This window comes from Billgrantia sp. C5P2, assembly GCF_051062895.2.
Window position 1 is genome coordinate 1,902,869 of sequence record NZ_CM128542.1, and the last position, 18,246, is coordinate 1,921,114.

General features: G+C 64.3%; 14 protein-coding genes. 13 read left to right on the plus strand and 1 reads right to left on the minus strand.

What is annotated here, in order from left to right; translation table 11 throughout:
• The first annotated feature begins 11 nt into the window (after positions 1–11).
• The 13 genes from ACRWQA_RS08830 (at position 12) to ACRWQA_RS08890 (ending at position 17,000) form a co-directional block, all read left to right on the plus strand.
• Entirely contained in the window at positions 12–2,201 is a 2,190-nt protein-coding gene (locus ACRWQA_RS08830; RefSeq protein ID WP_446326268.1) for a methyl-accepting chemotaxis protein, read from the plus strand.
• A 48-nt stretch (positions 2,202–2,249) separates the two neighbouring features.
• Positions 2,250–4,436 (plus strand): methyl-accepting chemotaxis protein, encoded by a 2,187-nt coding sequence (locus tag ACRWQA_RS08835; RefSeq protein ID WP_446326269.1) that lies wholly within the window; start codon positions 2,250–2,252, stop codon positions 4,434–4,436.
• A gap of 20 nt (positions 4,437–4,456) precedes the next feature.
• Positions 4,457–5,320, plus strand: a complete 864-nt coding sequence (locus ACRWQA_RS08840; protein WP_263583985.1) for a CheR family methyltransferase — start codon at positions 4,457–4,459, stop codon at positions 5,318–5,320.
• 163 nt (positions 5,321–5,483) lie between these two features.
• On the plus strand, positions 5,484–6,575 hold the full coding sequence (locus ACRWQA_RS08845) for a protein-glutamate methylesterase/protein-glutamine glutaminase (protein ID WP_446326270.1): 1,092 nt from the start codon (positions 5,484–5,486) through the stop codon (positions 6,573–6,575).
• A 59-nt stretch (positions 6,576–6,634) separates the two neighbouring features.
• Complete coding sequence (locus tag ACRWQA_RS08850; RefSeq protein ID WP_434229453.1) at positions 6,635–8,407, plus strand: methyl-accepting chemotaxis protein; 1,773 nt, start codon at positions 6,635–6,637, stop codon at positions 8,405–8,407.
• A 60-nt stretch (positions 8,408–8,467) separates the two neighbouring features.
• Positions 8,468–8,857, plus strand: a complete 390-nt coding sequence (cheY, locus tag ACRWQA_RS08855; protein WP_111415342.1) for a chemotaxis response regulator CheY — start codon at positions 8,468–8,470, stop codon at positions 8,855–8,857.
• A gap of 35 nt (positions 8,858–8,892) precedes the next feature.
• Positions 8,893–9,585, plus strand: coding sequence for a protein phosphatase CheZ (gene cheZ / locus ACRWQA_RS08860; protein WP_263580205.1), 693 nt, complete (start codon positions 8,893–8,895; stop codon positions 9,583–9,585).
• A 149-nt stretch (positions 9,586–9,734) separates the two neighbouring features.
• Positions 9,735–10,931 (plus strand): flagellar biosynthesis protein FlhB, encoded by a 1,197-nt coding sequence (flhB, locus tag ACRWQA_RS08865; protein WP_263580204.1) that lies wholly within the window; start codon positions 9,735–9,737, stop codon positions 10,929–10,931.
• The gene (flhA, locus tag ACRWQA_RS08870) at positions 10,928–13,009 is read left to right on the plus strand and encodes a flagellar biosynthesis protein FlhA (RefSeq protein WP_263580203.1); all 2,082 of its coding nucleotides are present in this window, start codon (positions 10,928–10,930) and stop codon (positions 13,007–13,009) included. The genes flhB and flhA overlap by 4 nt, the downstream gene beginning before the upstream one ends.
• 3 nt (positions 13,010–13,012) lie before the next feature.
• On the plus strand, positions 13,013–15,229 hold the full coding sequence (flhF, locus tag ACRWQA_RS08875) for a flagellar biosynthesis GTPase FlhF (protein WP_487247145.1): 2,217 nt from the start codon (positions 13,013–13,015) through the stop codon (positions 15,227–15,229).
• Positions 15,230–15,820 carry a hypothetical protein gene (locus ACRWQA_RS08880; protein WP_434229450.1) on the plus strand — a complete coding sequence of 197 codons (591 nt, stop codon included), beginning with the start codon at positions 15,230–15,232 and terminating at the stop codon, positions 15,818–15,820.
• Positions 15,817–16,239, plus strand: coding sequence for a flagellar protein FlhE (locus tag ACRWQA_RS08885; protein ID WP_434229448.1), 423 nt, complete (start codon positions 15,817–15,819; stop codon positions 16,237–16,239). Before ACRWQA_RS08880 ends, ACRWQA_RS08885 begins: the two co-directional genes overlap by 4 nt.
• A gap of 56 nt (positions 16,240–16,295) precedes the next feature.
• Positions 16,296–17,000, plus strand: coding sequence for an RNA polymerase sigma factor FliA (locus tag ACRWQA_RS08890; protein WP_263580199.1), 705 nt, complete (start codon positions 16,296–16,298; stop codon positions 16,998–17,000).
• Here ACRWQA_RS08890 and ACRWQA_RS08895 read toward each other — a convergent pair.
• Positions 16,997–18,199, minus strand: coding sequence for an EAL and HDOD domain-containing protein (locus ACRWQA_RS08895; protein WP_263580198.1), 1,203 nt, complete (start codon positions 18,197–18,199; stop codon positions 16,997–16,999). The genes ACRWQA_RS08890 and ACRWQA_RS08895 overlap by 4 nt on opposite strands.
• Positions 18,200–18,246 lie beyond the last annotated feature (47 nt).

Sequence of the window (18,246 nt, forward strand, 5' to 3'; positions counted from 1 at the left end):
AGGAAACTACAATGCGCAACAACCAGCCGGTGACACAGCGGGAATACAAGTTGGACGATCGGCAACTGCTGATCACCCGCACCAATCTCAAGGGGCAGATCACCTACGCCAACGACGCTTTCGTCGAGGTGAGTGGCTATAGCCGTGATGAATTGCTCGGCTCACCGCATAACCTGATTCGCCACCCCGACATGCCATCGGCGGCCTTCGCCGATCTGTGGCAAACGATCAAGCGTGGTGACACCTGGCAAGGGGTGGTCAAGAACCGGTGCAAGAACGGCGATCACTACTGGGTGAAGGCCACGGTTACGCCGATCATCGAGAATGGCCAGTGTCTGGGGTATACCTCGGTGCGCACGGTAGTCGAGCCTGGCGTCGTCGCGACGGTTGAGCGTGTCTATGCGCGTCTTCGCGAAGGGCGCTCCGGCTTTGCCGTTCGCCAAGGGCAGGTGGTGCGTCGCGGCCCGCTGGGCTGGCTGGCGCGTATCAATTTTCATTCGATCCGCGCACGCCTCTCCATGCTCACCATTGCGGCGCTGCTGCTGCTGGCCTTCAGTGGCGGTGTGGGGCTCTACGGCCTGGAGGCATCAGGGCAACGCCTGGCGGAACTGAACCGTGACGGCTTGCAGGACGTGATTCGGCTTCAGCAGCTCGGCCAGCTCGTCAACGAGGGGCCGCAGGGCCTCACTGCCGAACAGCGCATGGATATCCTGGGCGAGCGGCACCAGCGCGCCGAGGAGCTCTCTCGCATCGCCGGGCAGCTTTCGGCGCTGTGGGACGAGTACCTGGATCGTGACGTCAACCGTACGCCGGTGGCGATGGAGTTCGATGCCTCGTTGGCGAGCTTCCTCGATGATGGCTTGGCATCCATAGCCGATGCGCTGGGTGGAGAGGAAGCCTTCGATGCCATGATGGCGCTGAACAACCAGACGGCGCCGCTGCGTGAAAGTGCGGAAGCCTTGACTGTTCAGATCAACCAATTGATTGAACAGCAACGCCTGGCGGCGCTGGGCATGGCCGAGGACGCTGAGCAGGGGCAGCAGCAGATGCTGGTTGGCCAACTGGGCTTCATGGCACTCGGCTTCGTGCTGCTGATCATCATCAGCGTATGGATCATGCGGGCGATTACCCGGCCGGTGCGCCGCGCGGCTGATTTCACCTTGCAGATCGCCTCGGGCAACCTGGCGGTGGCGACGCCGAAGCAGACCCGTGACGAGATCGGTGCGCTGCTGGGCTCGCTCGATACCATGCGCAAGAGCCTCTACAGCACCACCGCGAGCGTACAGCAGGGCATCGACGTCGTGACCCCGGCGTCGCGCTCCATCGCCCGCGGCAACGAGGATCTCTCGGCGCGCACCGAACAGCAGGCCGCCTCGCTGCAGGAAACCGCCTCCAGCATGGAGGAGATGACTACCACGGTGCAGCAGAACACCGACAACGCCCGCCAGGCCAGCGGGCTGGCGCTGGACAACGCCGGCCGTGTGCGCGATACCGGCGAGCTGATGCATGGCGTGGTGCAGACGATGGCCCGCATCACGGCCGGCGCCGAGAAGATGAAGGACATCATCAACGTGATCGACTCGATCGCGTTCCAGACCAACATCCTGGCGCTGAACGCCTCGGTGGAGGCGGCGCGGGCGGGCGAGCAGGGTCGCGGCTTTGCCGTGGTGGCCGGCGAGGTGCGCAACCTGGCCGGACGCAGTGCGGACGCCGCCAAGGAGATCCGCCAACTGATCGACGGCTCGGCCAGCGAGATCCACGAAGGGGCCAGCCAGGTGCAGCGTGCCGAGAGCGCGATGGCCGAAGTGGTGGCGGCCTCGCAGCGGGTCAACGACATCATGGGCGAGATCACGGCGGCGTCCGAGGAGCAGAGCAGCGGCATCGGCCAGATCAACCAGGCCATCACCGAGATGGACCAGGTGACCCAGCAGAATGCCGAGCGCGTGCAGCAGAGCGCGCGGGCGGCAAGCGACCTGCAGCATCAGGCGGAGCAACTGGCCCAAGCCATTCGCGTCTATCGCCTGCAGGGGGCCGGCCCCGAGAAGGTGCCCGGTTCGCAGGAAACCGAAGAGCTGCGCTCAGCCGGCACGTCGAGGAAGCCGACGAGCACACCAGTCTCGCAGCAGGATCCGCTGCCCGCCAAGCGGGTGCAGGCCAAGGCGCGCCAGACGGCATCCGATGAGGAGTGGGAGACGTTTTAAGGTTATGGCAGGGGACTCACTCACACGAGGCTGCAAAGGATAATAACGATGCGTGACAATCAGCCGGTAACACAGCGGGAATACAAGTTGAGTGATGAGCATCTGCTCATCAGTCGAACGGACCTGGAAGGGCGGATCACCTACGCCAACTCCGCGTTCGTCGAGGTCAGTGGTTATTCTCACGAAGAGATGATCGGGGCACCCCATAACCTGATTCGCCATCCCGACATGCCGCCTGAGGCCTTCGATGACCTGTGGAAGACCATCAAGAAAGGGAATACCTGGCAAGGGGTCGTCAAGAATCGGCGCAAGGATGGCGACCATTACTGGGTGCAGGCGACGGTCACGCCGATTCTCGAGGACGGCAAGTGCCAAGGCTACACCTCGGTACGGGCTCCGGTTGAGCCGGTCGTCGCCGAGGCGGCGGCTCGCGCCTATGCCCAGCTTCGTAAAGGGAGTCGGAAACTGTCAGTCAAACAGGGCCAACTGGTGCGCCGCGGGCTGCTGGGTGCGCTCTCGCGGCTCAACGTCCATACCATTCGGGCCAAGCTGGTTACCCTGACCCTGATTCCGGTGTTGCTGCTCATGCTCAGCGGCGCCGTGGGGCTCTATGGCCTCAAGGTATCGGGAGACCGCGTTGCCTACCTCAACGACAACGGTGTGCAGGATATCGCCGACCTGCAGCGTATCGACCAATTGCTGAGCCAGTTGATGACCGACCTGGAGCGCCCGGTGCGCAACCCCAGGGCGTTGCGTCTGGAGCAGATCCAGGAGCTGGCCAATCAATCCGAAGGTGTCGTCGAGCGCATCGATGCCTCCTGGGAGAGCTTCCTCGACGGCGAGGATACCGCGCGTGGAGAAGTGGCTGCCCTCGACGCCCAACTTGGCGTCGCCATCGCCGACGGCATCCGCCCGACGCTGCAAGCGCTGATCGACGGCAGCGGCTTTGCCGCCTACGAGGCCTACAACGATGTGCTGCGACCGGAAGTTGATGCCATCAGCGAGAGCATCAACGTACTGGTCGAGGGCAAGCTCGACTATGCCAATCAACTGGCTGAAGAAGCCCAGCGCGGTCAGGTCGTGATGCTTACGGGCCAGATTGCGGCGCTGTCGATCGGCATCCTGTTCCTGATCCTGCTGGGGGTCTGGACCATGCGAGCGATTACCCGGCCGGTGCGCCGCGCCGTGGATTTCACCTTGCAGATCGCCTCGGGCAACCTGGCGGTGCGCTCGCCGGATCGTACGCGCGACGAGATCGGCTTGTTGCTCGGTGCGCTGAACACCATGCGCAAGAGCCTCTACAGCACCACCCGCAGCGTGCAGCAGGGCATCGACGTCGTGACCCCGGCGTCGCGCTCCATCGCCCGCGGCAACGAGGACCTCTCGGCGCGCACCGAACAGCAGGCCGCCTCGCTGCAGGAAACCGCCTCCAGCATGGAGGAGATGACTACCACGGTGCAGCAGAACACCGACAACGCCCGCCAGGCCAGCGGGCTGGCGCTGGACAACGCCGGCCGCGTGCGCGATACCGGCGAGCTGATGCATGGCGTGGTGCAGACGATGGCCCGCATCACGGCCGGCGCCGAGAAGATGAAGGACATCATCAACGTGATCGACTCGATCGCGTTCCAGACCAACATCCTGGCGCTGAACGCCTCGGTGGAGGCGGCGCGGGCGGGCGAGCAGGGTCGCGGCTTCGCCGTGGTGGCCGGCGAGGTGCGCAACCTGGCCGGACGCAGTGCGGACGCCGCCAAGGAGATCCGCCAACTGATCGACGGCTCGGCCAGCGAGATCCACGAAGGGGCCAGCCAGGTGCAGCGTGCCGAGAGCGCGATGGCCGAAGTGGTGGCGGCCTCGCAGCGGGTCAACGACATCATGGGCGAGATCACGGCGGCGTCCGAGGAGCAGAGCAGCGGCATCGGCCAGATCAACCAGGCCATCACCGAGATGGACCAGGTGACCCAGCAGAATGCCGAGCGCGTGCAGCAGAGCGCGCGGGCGGCAAGCGACCTGCAGCGCCAGGCGGAGCTGCTCGACCGTGCGATTCGCGTCTTCCGGCTGCGTGGTGCCGGGCTCGAGCAGGTTGCTACCCAAGAGCAGGAGCGAACCTCGGAGGCTTCCTCCGAGCGTTCGCGGTCCGCCACCCCCGCCTTGTTGCATGACCCGCTTCCCGCGAAGCGTGCTTCTGGCAAGTCAAGCAAGGCGACAGCCGATGAAGAGTGGGAAACATTTTGACGAAGTCACAAAGCCCCGGGATGGAACCGGGGCAATGGTCCGGGCTGGGTCATCTCGAGCGTGATCTGGTCCTCACCGACGAAGACTTTTCCCGGATTCGCCAGCTGATCTATCAGCGCGCAGGTATCGTGCTGGCTGAACACAAGCGCGAGATGGTCTACAGCCGTCTGGCCAAGCGCTTGCGCCATCACGGCCTGACCCGCTTCAGCGACTATCTGGAGAAGCTGGCGCGCCAGCCCGATGCGCGAGAGTGGGAGGCGTTCACCAATGCGTTGACGACCAACCTCACGGCCTTTTTCCGCGAGATGCATCATTTTCCCCTGCTGGCCGAGCATGCTCGCAACTCCAGCGGGCCGGTACGCGTCTGGAGCGCAGCCGCCTCGACCGGTGAGGAGCCGTATTCGATCGCCATGACCCTGCTCGAAACCCTGGGGCCGCGGGCGGCGGACGCTCGAGTGGTAGCCACCGACATCGATACCGAGGCGCTGACGCGTGCTCGGGCCGGTGTCTATCCCGTCGAACAGGTTCGCAAGATCGATGAGGAGCGCGTCAAGCGTTTCTTCCAGAAGGGGCGTGGGCAGCACGAAGGGCTGGCCAGGGTACGACCGGAGGTGTCATCGATGGTGGAGTTCCTGTCGATGAACCTGCTGGCGCCGCAGTGGCAGATCAAGGGACCCTTCGATGCCATCTTCTGTCGCAACGTGATGATTTACTTCGACAAGGAGACTCAGGCGCGTATTCTCGAGCGCTTTGCCCCGTTGCTCAAGCCCGATGGTCTTCTGTTCGCCGGCCACTCGGAGAATTTCTCCTATATCAGCAAGGTGTTCCGCCTGCGAGGTCAGACGGTCTATACCTTGGCGGATCGTGGCGGCGCGAAGGGGTGACGACGGCTCGCGCCGCGATCTCCCCTGCTGTGTCGTCCATCGCCGGCGACCTGCCACGGCCGAGCCCGACAGACCATCCGGGCACTGCGGCTATCCCGACGCGAGGCTAAAGTTTTCACCGCCCGGGCCGATTAATCACATTATTGAAAAGCCATGAGTCGCAATGACTTCCTCATGTACAAGGAGATTTGCCTTGGGCTCGAACAGGATCAAGGTGCTGTGTGTCGATGACTCGGCGCTGATTCGTGACCTTCTCAGTGAGATCATCAACTCGCAGCCGGACATGGAAGTCGTGGCCGTGGCGCCGGACCCTTTGGTGGCGCGCGACTTGATCAAGCGTCTCAACCCGGATGTCCTGACACTCGATGTCGAGATGCCACGCATGGATGGCCTCGACTTCCTCGAGCGATTGATGCGCCTGCGGCCGATGCCGGTGTTGATGGTGTCGTCGCTGACCCAGGCCGGTTCGGAGATCACCCTGCGCGCATTGGAGCTGGGGGCGGTGGATTTCGTCGCCAAGCCGTCGCTGGGTATCCGCAACGGCATGTTGGAGTATGCCAACGACATCGCCGAAAAGATTCGTGCCGCGGCCAAGTCGCGCCCGCGCCAGGCCCGCCAGGCCCCAGCGACGCCGCGGGCGGCCTTGAAGGCACCGCTGGTATCGAGCGAGAAGCTGATCATCATCGGGGCCTCCACGGGAGGCACTGAAGCGATCCGCGCCGTGCTCGAGCCGCTGCCGGCCAACAGCCCGGCCATCCTCATCACCCAGCACATGCCCGGCGGCTTCACTCGCTCCTTCGCCGAGCGGCTGAACCGGCTCTGCAACATCACCGTGAAGGAAGCCAGCGACGGCGAGCGAGTATTGCCGGGCCATGCCTATATCGCGCCGGGCGACGCTCACCTGAAGCTGGCGCGCAGCGGGGCGAACTACGTGGCCCGGCTCGACGACGGGCCGCCGGTCAATCGTCACCGCCCTTCGGTGGACGTGCTGTTTCATTCCGCTGCCACCCAGGCGGGGCGCAATGCCATCGGAGTGATTCTCACCGGCATGGGCAAGGACGGGGCTGCAGGGCTGCTCGAGATGCGGCAGGCGGGTTCGTCCACCCTGGCCCAGGACGAGGCAAGCTGCGTGGTCTTCGGCATGCCTCGCGAGGCGATCGCCCTGGGGGGAGCTGCCGAAGTGGCAAGCCTGGACGATATTCCCGAGCGCTTGATGGAGCTGGTAGCGGCTTCGGGCCGTGCACAGCGAGTCTGATGGACCAGAAGAAAAACGAACAATAGCAATCGCCACCTTACGCAAGGAGCCGCCTGGTAATGAGTCGCCTGATTCGAAATATCAGTATCAACGTTTCCGTGATTGCCGCCTTGGTCAGCTTCGCCGTGCTGATCGGCGTGGTGGCACTGCTCTCGTTCCTGTCGGAGCGTCAGGCGGAGCGGGTCATGACGGACCTCGACCGCATCAATGCCCAGCAGCTCAACGAGGTCAATCGTGCCGATGCCTTGCTCAACTTGGCGCGCGTCAGTCTCGAGATTGCCTCCAACCAGATCATGCTGGGGCGCATGGCCGATGCCAATCAGCAGCTCGATGTCGCGGTGGATCGCATGGACCGGGCCGAGGCGCGCTTGAGCAGCTTCTCCGCGTCTCCCAAGTCCGATGAATCATTGGAAATGGCCCAGCGGCTCGAACAGAACTTCACGACGGTACTCAGCCTCGTTCGCGAACAGCACGAAGCACTCGATCAGCTCAATACCCCGGGGTTCGGCAAACTGCGTGACGAGCTGATCGAGCCCAGTGCCGCCCTCGCTGCCAGCATGACCGAGTTCGTCCATTACGGTTTCAGCACGGGACAGGCGATGACTGCCGAGTTCCGTGCCCAGGCTGACCGCTTCGCTATCATCAAGCTGGGCGCACTGGTACTGGCCGCACTGGTGTTGGTGCTGGTGTATGTCGGCCTGCGTGCGACGGTGATCCGACCGCTCAACTCCGCGGTCAAGCACCTTCAGACCATTGCCAAGGCCGACCTGACCAGCAAGATTCCCGAGGGCAGCCGCAACGAGATCGGCAAGCTGTTCAACGCCATGCGCAACATGCAGCAGAGCCTGACCCGCATCGTTGGCCAGGTGCGCGACGGTAGCGGGTCGATCCACATCGGCACCCGCGAGATTGCCAGCGGCAATGCCGATCTGTCGTCACGTACCGAGCAGCAGGCGGCTTCGCTGCAGGAGACCGCGGCGAGCATGGAAGAACTTACCGCCACGGTACGCCAGAACGCCGACAATGCGCGCCAGGCCAGCGGGCTGGCCCTGGACGCCTCGACGACAGCCGAACGTGGCGGCGAGGTGGTGGATCGCGTGGTCAAGACCATGGGCAGTATTTCCACGAGCTCCCGGAAGATCAGCGACATCACCAGCGTGATCGACTCCATCGCTTTCCAGACCAACATCCTGGCGCTGAACGCCTCGGTCGAGGCGGCGCGTGCTGGCGAGCAGGGGCGCGGCTTCGCCGTCGTGGCCGGCGAGGTGCGCAACCTCGCCAGTCGCAGTGCCACCGCGGCCAAGGAGATCAAGGATCTGATCGACGGCTCGGTGGCCCAGGTGAAGGAGGGCTCGACCCTCGCCGAACAGGCCGGCGAGACCATGGACGAGGTGGTCAAGGCGGTGCGCCGCGTGACCGACATCATGGACGAGATATCGGCGGCTTCGCAGGAACAGAGCGATGGTATCGAGCAGGTGAGCCAGGCGGTGGGCCAGATGGATCAGGTCACTCAGCAGAACGCCTCGCTGGTCCAGCAGGCCACGGTTGCCGCTGCCTCGCTCGAAGAGCAAGCCAGCCGTCTCGAGCAGGCCGTCGCGGTGTTTCGCCTGACGGGAGACGCGCAACAAGTGTCCCAAGCCGGTGCGAGCCAGCGCCGAGGCGGTGCTTCTCCGGGCGAGGCGACACTGGCGCAGCGTACAGGCGTGCCAGCCCTGGCCAAGCCGACAGGTGGGGCGCAACCCACTACGCGCCAAGCGGCCGAGATCGATCCCAAGCCGAAGCGCAAGACCCAGGCCGAACCCGTCGCCGAGGGCGAGTGGGAAGAATTCTGAACCACGGCGGCAATCACTGCCGTCAGATGACCGTTACCTGAAAGAGAAGAGGAATTCCCGATGGCTGACAAGAACATGAGCTTTCTGGTGGTCGATGACTTTCCGACCATGCGCCGGATCGTTCGGAGCCTGTTGAAGGAGCTCGGCTACACCAATGTCGAAGAAGCCGAAGACGGACAGGAGGCGTTGAGCAAGCTGCGCTCGGGCTCCTTCGAGTTCGTGGTGTCCGACTGGAACATGCCAAACCTCGATGGCCTGGAGATGCTCAAGCAGATCCGCGCCGACGATGCGCTCAAGCAGTTGCCGGTGCTGATGGTGACCGCCGAGGCGAAGAAGGAGAACATAATCGCGGCAGCTCAGGCCGGGGCCAGCGGCTACGTGGTGAAGCCGTTTACCGCCGCCACGCTGGAAGAGAAGCTCAACAAGATTTTCGAGAAGCTGGGCAAGTGACGCTGTTAGCCCCGCTTGCGAAAGGAGAGTACAAAATGAGCGCAAACGAGCAGCCAGGCCAGGCTCAAGCGGCCGGTGCCGCCGGCGAGGAACTGGTCCAGCGTATCGGACAGTTGACCCGCATGCTGCGTGAGAGCATGCGCGAGCTGGGTCTGGACAAGGAAATCGAGAAGGCGGCCGAGGCGATTCCCGATGCGCGGGACCGGCTGAGTTACGTGGCTACCATGACCGAGCAGGCCGCGGAGCGTGCCCTCAACGCCATCGATCGTGCCCAGCCGCTGCAGGACGCGATCAGCAGTGGCGCTGAGTCGCTGGACAAGCGCTGGGCCGAGTGGTTCGCCGAACCCAAGGAGCTCGACGAGGCGCGCGACCTGGTCAAGCAGACGCGCTCCTACCTGGCTGAGGTGCCCGACAAGACCCAGGCCACCCAGAAGGAGCTGCTCGAGATCATGATGGCCCAGGACTTCCAGGATCTGACGGGGCAGGTGATCAAGAAGATGATGGACGTCATCCGCGAGATCGAGCACCAACTGGTACAGGTATTGATCGACAACGTCCCCGAGGAAGTGGCCCGCGAGAGCATGCAGCGCAAGGCCAACGATCAATGGGAGACAGAAGCGCGCCGCCGCGAGGAAAGCCTGCTCAACGGTCCCCAGATCAAGCCGGGAGCCGACGTCATGACGAACCAGGATCAGGTCGACGATCTACTGGATCAGCTCGGCTTCTGAGCCCTCCTAACGCTTCGCGTTCCTCACTGCAATCCCTTCCGCGTCGTGGGTCGTGGCCGATAAGGCCACGATCATCGGCGCTTTTTGGCGTATCGCCCCCTCACCGTTGACGCCACAATGGCCACCGTGCAGAAGAGTGTCTGGTAGCCATGGCCGACGAAAGCAGTGATCAGGAAAAGACCGAAGAGGCCACGCCTCGACGCCTGGAGAAGGCGCGCGAGGACGGCCAGGTCGCCCGTTCCCGGGAATTGACCACCTTCATGCTGCTGTTGGGCGGCGTGGTGGGTATGTGGTCGATGGGAGCGATGCTCTACGATCAGCTCGGGCTGGTGATGGAGCAGGCCTTCCTGTTCGAGCGTCGTCAAGCCTTCGAAACCGGTCCCATGCTGAGCAACGTGCTCGACCTGGGCAGCCGTACGCTGGTGTCCATGATGCCGCTGTTCCTGTTGCTGACGTTAGTGGCGTTGGTGGCGCCGGCGCTGTTGGGGGGCTGGCTGATTTCGGCCAAATCGCTCAAGCCCCAGATGTCGAAGCTCAACCCTTTCAAGGGTCTGAAGCGCATGTTCGGTACCCAGGCACTGGTCGAGCTGTTCAAGGCGGTGGCCAAGTCGGTGCTCATCGGTGGGGTCGGCATGGCGTATCTCTATTTCAAGCGCGGGGAGTACCTGTCGCTGTTGGATCAACCGACGACCCAGGCATTGGCACGAGCGCTGATGATGGCGGCCGAGGCCTGCGGCTTGATGGTGCTGACGCTGCTGGTGGTGATACTGATCGACGTGCCCTACCAGCTTTGGAACCATGCCAAGAAGTTGCGCATGTCGAAGGACGAGATCAAGCGCGAGCACAAGGAGTCCGAGGGCGATCCGCACCTCAAGGCACGGATCCGCTCCCAGCAGCAGGCAATGGCGCGCGGTCGCATGATGAGCAAGGTGCCCGAGGCGGATGTCATCATCACCAACCCGACGCACTATGCAGTAGCGCTACAGTATGATGAGAAGGGCATGGGGGCGCCGAGGGTAGTAGCCAAGGGCGCCGACAGGGTGGCAGCGCGTATCCGCGAACTCGCCGAGGAAGCGGGTGTACCGCTTCTGCAGGCCCCGCCGCTGGCTCGTGCCCTGTATCACCACGTCGATCTCGAGCATGAGATTCCGTTTGACCTGTATACCGCCGTAGCGGAAGTCCTGGCCTGGGCCTTCCGTCTCAAGCACGTGTCACGAGAGGGGGGAGAGGTGCCGCCTACACCAGAGAATTTGCCCATACCGGAAAACCTGGAAGTGCCAGCCGCCGATGCGGTCGCTGGCGACGCTGACCAGGATACCGCCGGGCCCGGCGGAGAGCGTCGATGAAGTCACTCAGCCATATCATCGGGCGGCGCGACTGGATGGGCGACGTGCGCATGAAGCTGCTGGCCGGCCCGATCCTGATCATCATGATCCTCGGCATGATGATCGTGCCGCTGCCGCCGTTCGCACTCGACCTGCTCTTCACCTTCAACATCGCCTTGGCGGTGATGGTGCTGCTGGTCAGCATGTTTACCCAGAAGCCGCTGGATTTCGCCGCGTTTCCGGCAGTGCTGCTGTTCACCACGCTGCTGCGCCTGTCGCTCAACGTGGCCTCCACCCGAGTCATCCTGATGGAAGGGCACCAGGGCGGAGATTCGGCCGGTAAGGTCATCGAGGCGTTCGGCGAGTTTCTCATCGGCGGCAACTTCGCCGTCGGTCTGGTGGTGTTCCTGATTCTCGTCATCATCAATTTCATGGTCATCACCAAGGGCGCGGGACGCATCGCCGAGGTGGGGGCGCGCTTCATGCTCGATGCCATGCCGGGCAAGCAGATGGCCATCGACGCCGACCTCAATGCCGGCCTCATTGGCGAGGAGGACGCCCGCAAGCGTCGTTCCGAGGTTGCCCAGGAGGCCGATTTCTATGGCTCCATGGACGGTGCCAGCAAGTTCGTGCGCGGCGATGCCATGGCCGGTCTGGTGATCATGGTGGTCAACGTCATCGGCGGTCTCCTGATCGGCATGCTTCAGCACGGCATGGGCTTCGGCGATGCCGCCAGGACCTATACCTTGATGACCATCGGTGATGGCCTGGTGGCCCAGATTCCCGCCCTGGTTATTTCCACCGCCGCTGGCGTGACCGTGTCGCGTGTCAATACCGAGCAGGACGTCGGCCAGCAGATGATCGGTCAGCTGTTCGTCAATCCCCAGGTAATGGTGCTGGCGGCGCTGGTCATGGGCCTGCTGGGCCTGGTGCCGGGCATGCCCAACATGGTGTTCCTGCTCTTTACCGGCCTCTTGGCCGGCCTGGCCTGGATGCTCACGCGGCAGCGTGAGCAGCGCCTGGTGGAGGAGGAGCTTCACACCGAACCGCCACCACCACCCGAAGCGCCCGAAGCCAGTTGGGAAGACGTCCAACTTGTGGATACCCTGGGTCTCGAAGTCGGGCATCGTCTCATTCCGCTGGTCGACCAGCGTCAGGACGGTGAATTGCTGGGCCGCATCAAGAGCGTGCGCAAGAAGTTCGCCCAGGAGGTCGGCTTCCTTCCCGCCGTGGTGCATATACGCGACAACCTTGAATTGGGTGCCAACACCTACGTGATTACCCTGAAAGGGGCGGAAATCGGCCGCGCCGAGGCCTTCCCCGGACAGTGGCTTGCCATCGACCCTGGGCAGGTTACCGGCCAGTTGCAAGGCACGCCGACCACCGACCCCGCCTTCGGCCTGCCGGCCGTCTGGATCGACGGCGGCCAGCGCGAACACGCTCAGGTCTACGGTTATACCGTGGTCGATGCCGGTACCGTGATCGCCACCCACCTCAACCACTTGCTGCATCGCCATGCGTCCGAAATGCTGGGGCGACAGGAGGTCCAGAAGCTGCTCGACAAGTTGGGCGAGGAGCAGAAGTCGCTGGTCGAGGACGTGGTTCCCAAGGCCATCAGCCTGACCGTGCTGCAGCGTATCCTGCAGAATCTGCTCGACGAAGACGTCTCCATTCGCGACATGCGTACCATCTTGGATACCCTGGCGGAGTACGCGCCTCAGCAGCAGGACACCAACGAGCTGACGGCATTGGTGCGGATCATGCTGGGGCGGGCGATTACTCAGCAGTGGTTCCCCGGACGCGATACGCTGAACGTGATAGGCCTGGATGCCCAGCTTGAGCAGGTCCTGATGCAGGCGATGAACGGCAATGGGTCGCTCGAGCCCGGACTGGCGGAGACCTTGATGAGTCAAACCGAACAGGCCGTCGAGCGCCACGAGGCGAGCGGCGAGCCAGCGGTGCTGGTCGTGCAGCATAGCCTGCGACCGTTGCTGGCCCGCTTCCTGCGCCGGCGCATGCGCCACCTTGTGGTCATGTCGCAGGCGGAAATTCCCGATGATCGCACCCTGCGCATCGTGACGCTGGTGGGAGGTCGATAAGCGATGAGTGTCATGCGTTTCTTGGGCGCCAACAGTCGCGAGGCCATGCGCCAGGTGCGTGCTGCACTTGGCGATGAGGCCCTGATACTGGCCAACCGACACACCGAGCAGGGTGTCGAAATCCTGGCCATGGCCGAGTCGGCGGCGACCGACGGTGATGCCAGTATCGGCAGCGTCACGCCGCCATCCGCCGAGTCGGGCCGCCCGGCAACCACGCCGGCCACGCCAGTGGGGCCGGACCCGGCCCAGGCCTTCGAGGCCATGAGTGCAAGGCTGCTCGAAGAGATGCGCGACATGCGCGCCCTGCTTTCCCGCGAGCGTGGCCAGCCGGAATCGGCCGATACGCTCGGCGAGCAGCTCGTGCGGACGATGCTGGAGGCAGGTTTCGGCCAGGCGTTGGCCGAAGAGGTGGTGTCGGCCCTGCCCGAAGAGTTGGCGGTCGCAGGCGCGCTGGATGAGCGTGCATTGGCCTGGCTGGCGCGCCAGTTGGCCAAGCGCTTGAGCGGCCTGGACGACGAAGCCGCCTTCATGGACCGTACCGGTATCGTGGCGCTGATCGGTCCCACCGGGGTGGGCAAGACCACCACCACGGCCAAGCTGGCGGCGCGTTATGTCATGCGTCACGGCACGCGTCCGGTGGCGCTGGTGACCACCGACAGCTTCCGTATCGGCGCTCATGAGCAGCTGCGCATCTATTCGCGGCTGCTTGACGTGCCGATGTACGCGCTCAACGCCGACCAACCGGTATCGGATCTGCTGGAGCGTGTGAAGGGCAAGTCCTGGATCATCATCGATACGGTTGGCATGAGCCAGCGCGATCACCGCGTGATCGAACAGGTCAGTCATCTGCACGGCGGCGATTCCCCGGTGCGCCTGGTGCTGCTGCTCAATGCCGCCAGCCAACCCGAGACCCTCGAGGAGGTGGTGGTGCGCTATCGCCAGGCGGCCCAGGCGGCCGGTGGCGAGTTGTGCGACTGCATCATCACCAAGCAGGACGAAGCAGGGCGGTTGGCGCCCGTGCTCGACATCGTCATGCGCCACGGGCTTCGTCTGCTGTTCGTCTCGCATGGCCAGCGTGTGCCGGAGGACATGGCGCTCGCCGAGCCCGATACCCTGATCGGACAGGCATTGGCCGATCGCACACCGCTGGCAAGGCCGGCGCGACAGGCCGTGGAGCCTGCCGCCCGAAGTTCCGGCAACCTGCTGGGCCAAGGGCGCCGCCTGGCCGTCGTGTTGCAGGCGCTGCGCCAGCGCCTGCCCGGCTTCGAGCGCCTCGAAGAGGTGTGGAACCTGCTGGGGTTACCTTCAACCGTCCAGCAGCAGCGCCTGGAGCAGTTGCTGGCAGACTATCCCCGTTCCGACCAGGCGCTGGGCATGATGTGGAGCGAACGCCGCCGTGTGCCGGGCGAGAACTGGTCGATGCCCGACGTGGCACTCAGCCCCGAGGGCACCTGGCTGGCGCTGCCGCTATTGCAGCATCGCCAGGTGGCGGGACAGCAGGGGCGTCTGGCGGCGGCGCTGGAGCGGCACGATATCGGCGTACATCTGCTGAACGGGCTGCCCGATGGCGAGGCGGGAGAGTGGTTGGAGCGTCAGGAGATGAGTTGGTGCAGCCAGGTGCGCGGAAGCCAGCGTGTCGACTACTCCGGCGAACGGCGCACCCTGGCGTCGCTCGAAGGTACGGGCGAAGCCATGGGTGAAGTGCGCTGCCGTTTCCGCGGTGCACCGGGACGTCTCGGCCTCTCTACCCTGCCCGTCGAGGTGGTCTTCAAGGGTGGCCGGCGCGACCAGCAAAGCCTGAGTGCGCGGGCCTGGCTCGGTGAGGTTCGTGATGAGGAGAGTGGCAAGGTCCTTGGCAAGCGCTATTGGATAACCCCGGCGCGGCTGGGGCGCGAGCCCAAGCCACTGTTGCTCACACTGTTGCAGGGCGACGTTCTGCCGCAGCTTGCCCGCCGTGCCTGGCAGCGCCTGGACCCGGCCGAGCTAGGGGAACTACGTGCCGATCAGCGTCTGTTGATGGCCAGTGGTCTGGCGACGGTGGCGGCTCACCTGGACCTTGCCGAGGACGAGGCGGCGATGGATCTACGGGCGGAGCTGCTGGGGCTTGGCGGTGGGCGTCGCCGACGCCGCGACGTTGCGCTGCTCGAGTCGTTGGTACAACTTTTCATGGTGCGCGATGCCATTCGCCACCTTGGTCTCGGTGAAAGGGAGACAGGTTAGATGGGATGGGACCAGGCCGCAGGGCTGCGCCAATGGGCGAACGGTGAATCGCAGGATTGCCCGGCACATGTGGCCGAGATGCTGGTCGAGCTGGCTGCTGGCGGAGGCAGCAGTGAGGCAAGATCGCAGGCTGCCCCCCGGCCATCGGCCAAGCCGGCATCAACGAGTGCCGCCGTGACGCCGCCGCGCAAGGCGGGCAGTGCTCAGCCAGTGACGTTGATGGTGCTGGGCCTGCCGGGCACCGCCGAACGGCACACCACCAGGGTGAGCGAACTACTGGAAAGTTGGGCCGGGGAGGGGCGGCGCTGGATAGGCGATCCGCGGTCCTGGCGCATCGTGGCGTTGCCCATCGACAGTCCGCACTTGCCACTGCTGGTGACACAGCAATCGCACTGGGCGCTGTGGGTGGATGACGATCTGGAGGCGTTTCGCCGCGGCTATCGCATGCTCAGGCAGATCTCCGAACAGGGCGGCCCGCAGCGTTTGATCGCCGTACATCCGCGGGGGGTGGGGCGGCAGGGTCTATTGGCCAATCTACAGTATGTGGCGGACGCTTATTTCGGCATCGAACTGCTGGTATTGGCGAGATGATACGTCGTACGGGGCCTTGGCTTGCGGGTGTCGCACTCTGTGCCGTGTGGATGGGTATCGCTCATGCCGCCGGCAGTTGGGTCGCCAGCGCTCCTTCGCTGCTGGTGACCATGGCCGACCGCCCGAGTTCATCCGCTGCCTTGCTGCCACCCTCGCCTGAACTGGCGCGCGGCCAGGTGATGCGACGGGTTGGCTGGCAGTATCAGCCACCAGCCGGCAGTGAGGTGAATGCCTGGTTGTGCCACCCGGGGGGCTGCATACCGCTACCGGGGCCACGTGGGCAAACCGATGTCATGGCGGGCCTGCCGGCCGATACGCCACTGTATTTCCAGTTTTCACTGCAGGATCGCCGGCAGCGTGCCACGACCCTGCAAGGGCTGCAGGTGATCGTCGACCATGAGCATCTGCAACGACCCTGAGCCCATCGAGCGTTCGAGTCGACGCCCGGGGGATTGTTAGCCGTGAGAGCAAGCGCATGTACACAGCACGAGGCAAGATTGAACAAGCAGACCTGCTGGACGAGTACCTGCCGCTGGTGAGGCGGCAGGCACTGTCCATGCAGGTTCGGCTGCCGGCAAGCATCGAACTCGACGACCTGATTCAGGCCGGCATGGTGGGGCTGCTCGAGGCCATGGGCCGCTTCGATTCGACCCAGGGCGCCAGTTTTGCCACCTTCGCCAGCCAGCGTATACGCGGTGCCATGCTCGACGAGTTACGCAGCCGCGACTGGCTGCCGCGCAGCGTCAGGCGCAACGCACGGGCGGTCGACGAGGCGGTGCGGCGCCTGGAACAGACGCTGGGGCGCTCGGCCGAGGAGACCGAGATCGCCGCCGAACTCGACATGGGGTTGGAGGAGTATCGGCAATTGCTCAACGATACCAACAGCGGGCATCTGCTCCCCTTCGAAGCGCTGATGGCCGAGGGTGTCGAGCCCGGGATCGAGGATGCCTCGATCGACACTCCCTACCGTATGCTCATTGACGAAGAGAAGCGCCAGCGTCTGGCCGAAGGCATCGAGGCGTTGCCCGAGCGTGAGAAGTTGCTGATGGCGCTGTACTACCAGGAGGAACTCAACCTCAAGGAGATCGGCGTCGTGCTCGGCGTGACCGAATCACGGGTCTGCCAGCTGCACAGTCAGGCGGTGAGCCGGCTCAGGGCGCGCCTGACCGAGCACGCTTAAAGATTTTCCATCAGGGACTTGGTGCTCCCGAGGGCATTCATGTAGCAGTTGTGGAGCCGATCGGCAGGCACGTCGTCGATGGCTTCTTCGACCTGCCGCTCATGGTTCTCGCACAGGGTCAGCACGGCACCCAGGGGGCCTGAGCGGTGCTTGAGGGCATCGATGATCGGCTGCCCCAATGGCAGGTGTTCGAGCAGGGTCTGGCGGTCCTCCTCCAGCAGGGCATCCATCATCGAGAACAGGCCGGTGGTGAAGGCATCCTCGGGGTCGAGGGAGGGGAAGGGAGCCGTCAGGTTGCGGCACATGAAGGCACGGATCAACGCCATGCGCAGCACGATGCGCGACGAGGGTTGCAGGCTGGCGAGTGTCAGGGTCAGGATCAGCCGGCGAAGCTCGATGAGCCCCAGGAGCTGTACCGCGCGATGCAGGTCGACCTCCTTGCCGCCGCGGTGGAAATAGCTCGAGTTGGCCCGGCGCAGGATGGCCACGTGCAGGTGTGGCACCTGCACCACCAGCTCATGGAGCCGGTTGAGATCGTTGTTGTCCTCGTAGAGGGCGCGGATCAGGCGGATCTGGGCAGCACGGTTACCGTGGCGACCTCGCGGGGCCGATGCGATGAAGCTGGGTTTGGCGAGATAGTGCCCATGGTAGTAGTCGCAGCCCAGCGCCTGGTAGCGCTCCAGCTCTTCCCGGCTGTCGAGGTTCTCGACCAGTAGCTTGACGTTGCGTGCGGGAAGCCGTTCCAGCGTCTCGTCGTCGAGATCCTGTGGCGAGGTGAGCATGATGATGTCGCAGCGATCGAGCATCGCCTCCAGGTCCTGCTTCAGCAGGCGGGTCGATACGATGACCCGGTAGCCGCGCTCGCGGATGTCGTCCAGGCGAGCGAGCAGCTCGGCATCGACCGTGTACACTTCGGCAATGCCAAGTGCCAGGCGCGGTGCCGGCGTCGGCAGCAGCTCGGGACGATCGAGCCACTCCAGTGGCAGGTCGAGGAACAGTGTCCTGTCGCCCAGCAGGCCGCCATCGCCGAGTTCATAGACGGCGCTGGCCAGCGCCCTGGCCGTGGCGGCCATGACGTCCTCGGTTTCGGTGTCGGTGTGCCGGGTGTAGACCAGGCGATCCGCCACATGGTGATGGCTGGCATCGTGAATCGGATGCAGAGCGACGGTGAAAGGATCGTGGTCCCTTTGCTCAGGCATGCTGCTTGGCTCCGTGCTGAGTGTGATGCACTCGGAATATTCTCAAG

Excerpts from the sequence above, each read along its gene's own strand:
- ACRWQA_RS08840 (WP_263583985.1), top strand. The coding sequence starts at position 4,457 with ATGGAACCGGGGCAATGGTCCGGGCTGGGTCATCTCGAGCGTGATCTG.
- ACRWQA_RS08880 (WP_434229450.1), top strand. The coding sequence starts at position 15,230 with ATGGGATGGGACCAGGCCGCAGGGCTGCGCCAATGGGCGAACGGTGAA.
- ACRWQA_RS08850 (WP_434229453.1), top strand. The coding sequence starts at position 6,635 with ATGAGTCGCCTGATTCGAAATATCAGTATCAACGTTTCCGTGATTGCC.
- ACRWQA_RS08885 (WP_434229448.1), top strand. The coding sequence starts at position 15,817 with ATGATACGTCGTACGGGGCCTTGGCTTGCGGGTGTCGCACTCTGTGCC.
- cheZ (WP_263580205.1), top strand. The coding sequence starts at position 8,893 with ATGAGCGCAAACGAGCAGCCAGGCCAGGCTCAAGCGGCCGGTGCCGCC.
- ACRWQA_RS08845 (WP_446326270.1), top strand. The coding sequence starts at position 5,484 with ATGACTTCCTCATGTACAAGGAGATTTGCCTTGGGCTCGAACAGGATC.
- ACRWQA_RS08890 (WP_263580199.1), top strand. The coding sequence starts at position 16,296 with ATGTACACAGCACGAGGCAAGATTGAACAAGCAGACCTGCTGGACGAG.
- flhA (WP_263580203.1), top strand. The coding sequence starts at position 10,928 with ATGAAGTCACTCAGCCATATCATCGGGCGGCGCGACTGGATGGGCGAC.
- flhB (WP_263580204.1), top strand. The coding sequence starts at position 9,735 with ATGGCCGACGAAAGCAGTGATCAGGAAAAGACCGAAGAGGCCACGCCT.
- ACRWQA_RS08830 (WP_446326268.1), top strand. The coding sequence starts at position 12 with ATGCGCAACAACCAGCCGGTGACACAGCGGGAATACAAGTTGGACGAT.
- ACRWQA_RS08835 (WP_446326269.1), top strand. The coding sequence starts at position 2,250 with ATGCGTGACAATCAGCCGGTAACACAGCGGGAATACAAGTTGAGTGAT.
- flhF (WP_487247145.1), top strand. The coding sequence starts at position 13,013 with ATGAGTGTCATGCGTTTCTTGGGCGCCAACAGTCGCGAGGCCATGCGC.
- cheY (WP_111415342.1), top strand. The coding sequence starts at position 8,468 with ATGGCTGACAAGAACATGAGCTTTCTGGTGGTCGATGACTTTCCGACC.
- ACRWQA_RS08895 (WP_263580198.1), bottom strand. The coding sequence starts at position 18,199 with ATGCCTGAGCAAAGGGACCACGATCCTTTCACCGTCGCTCTGCATCCG.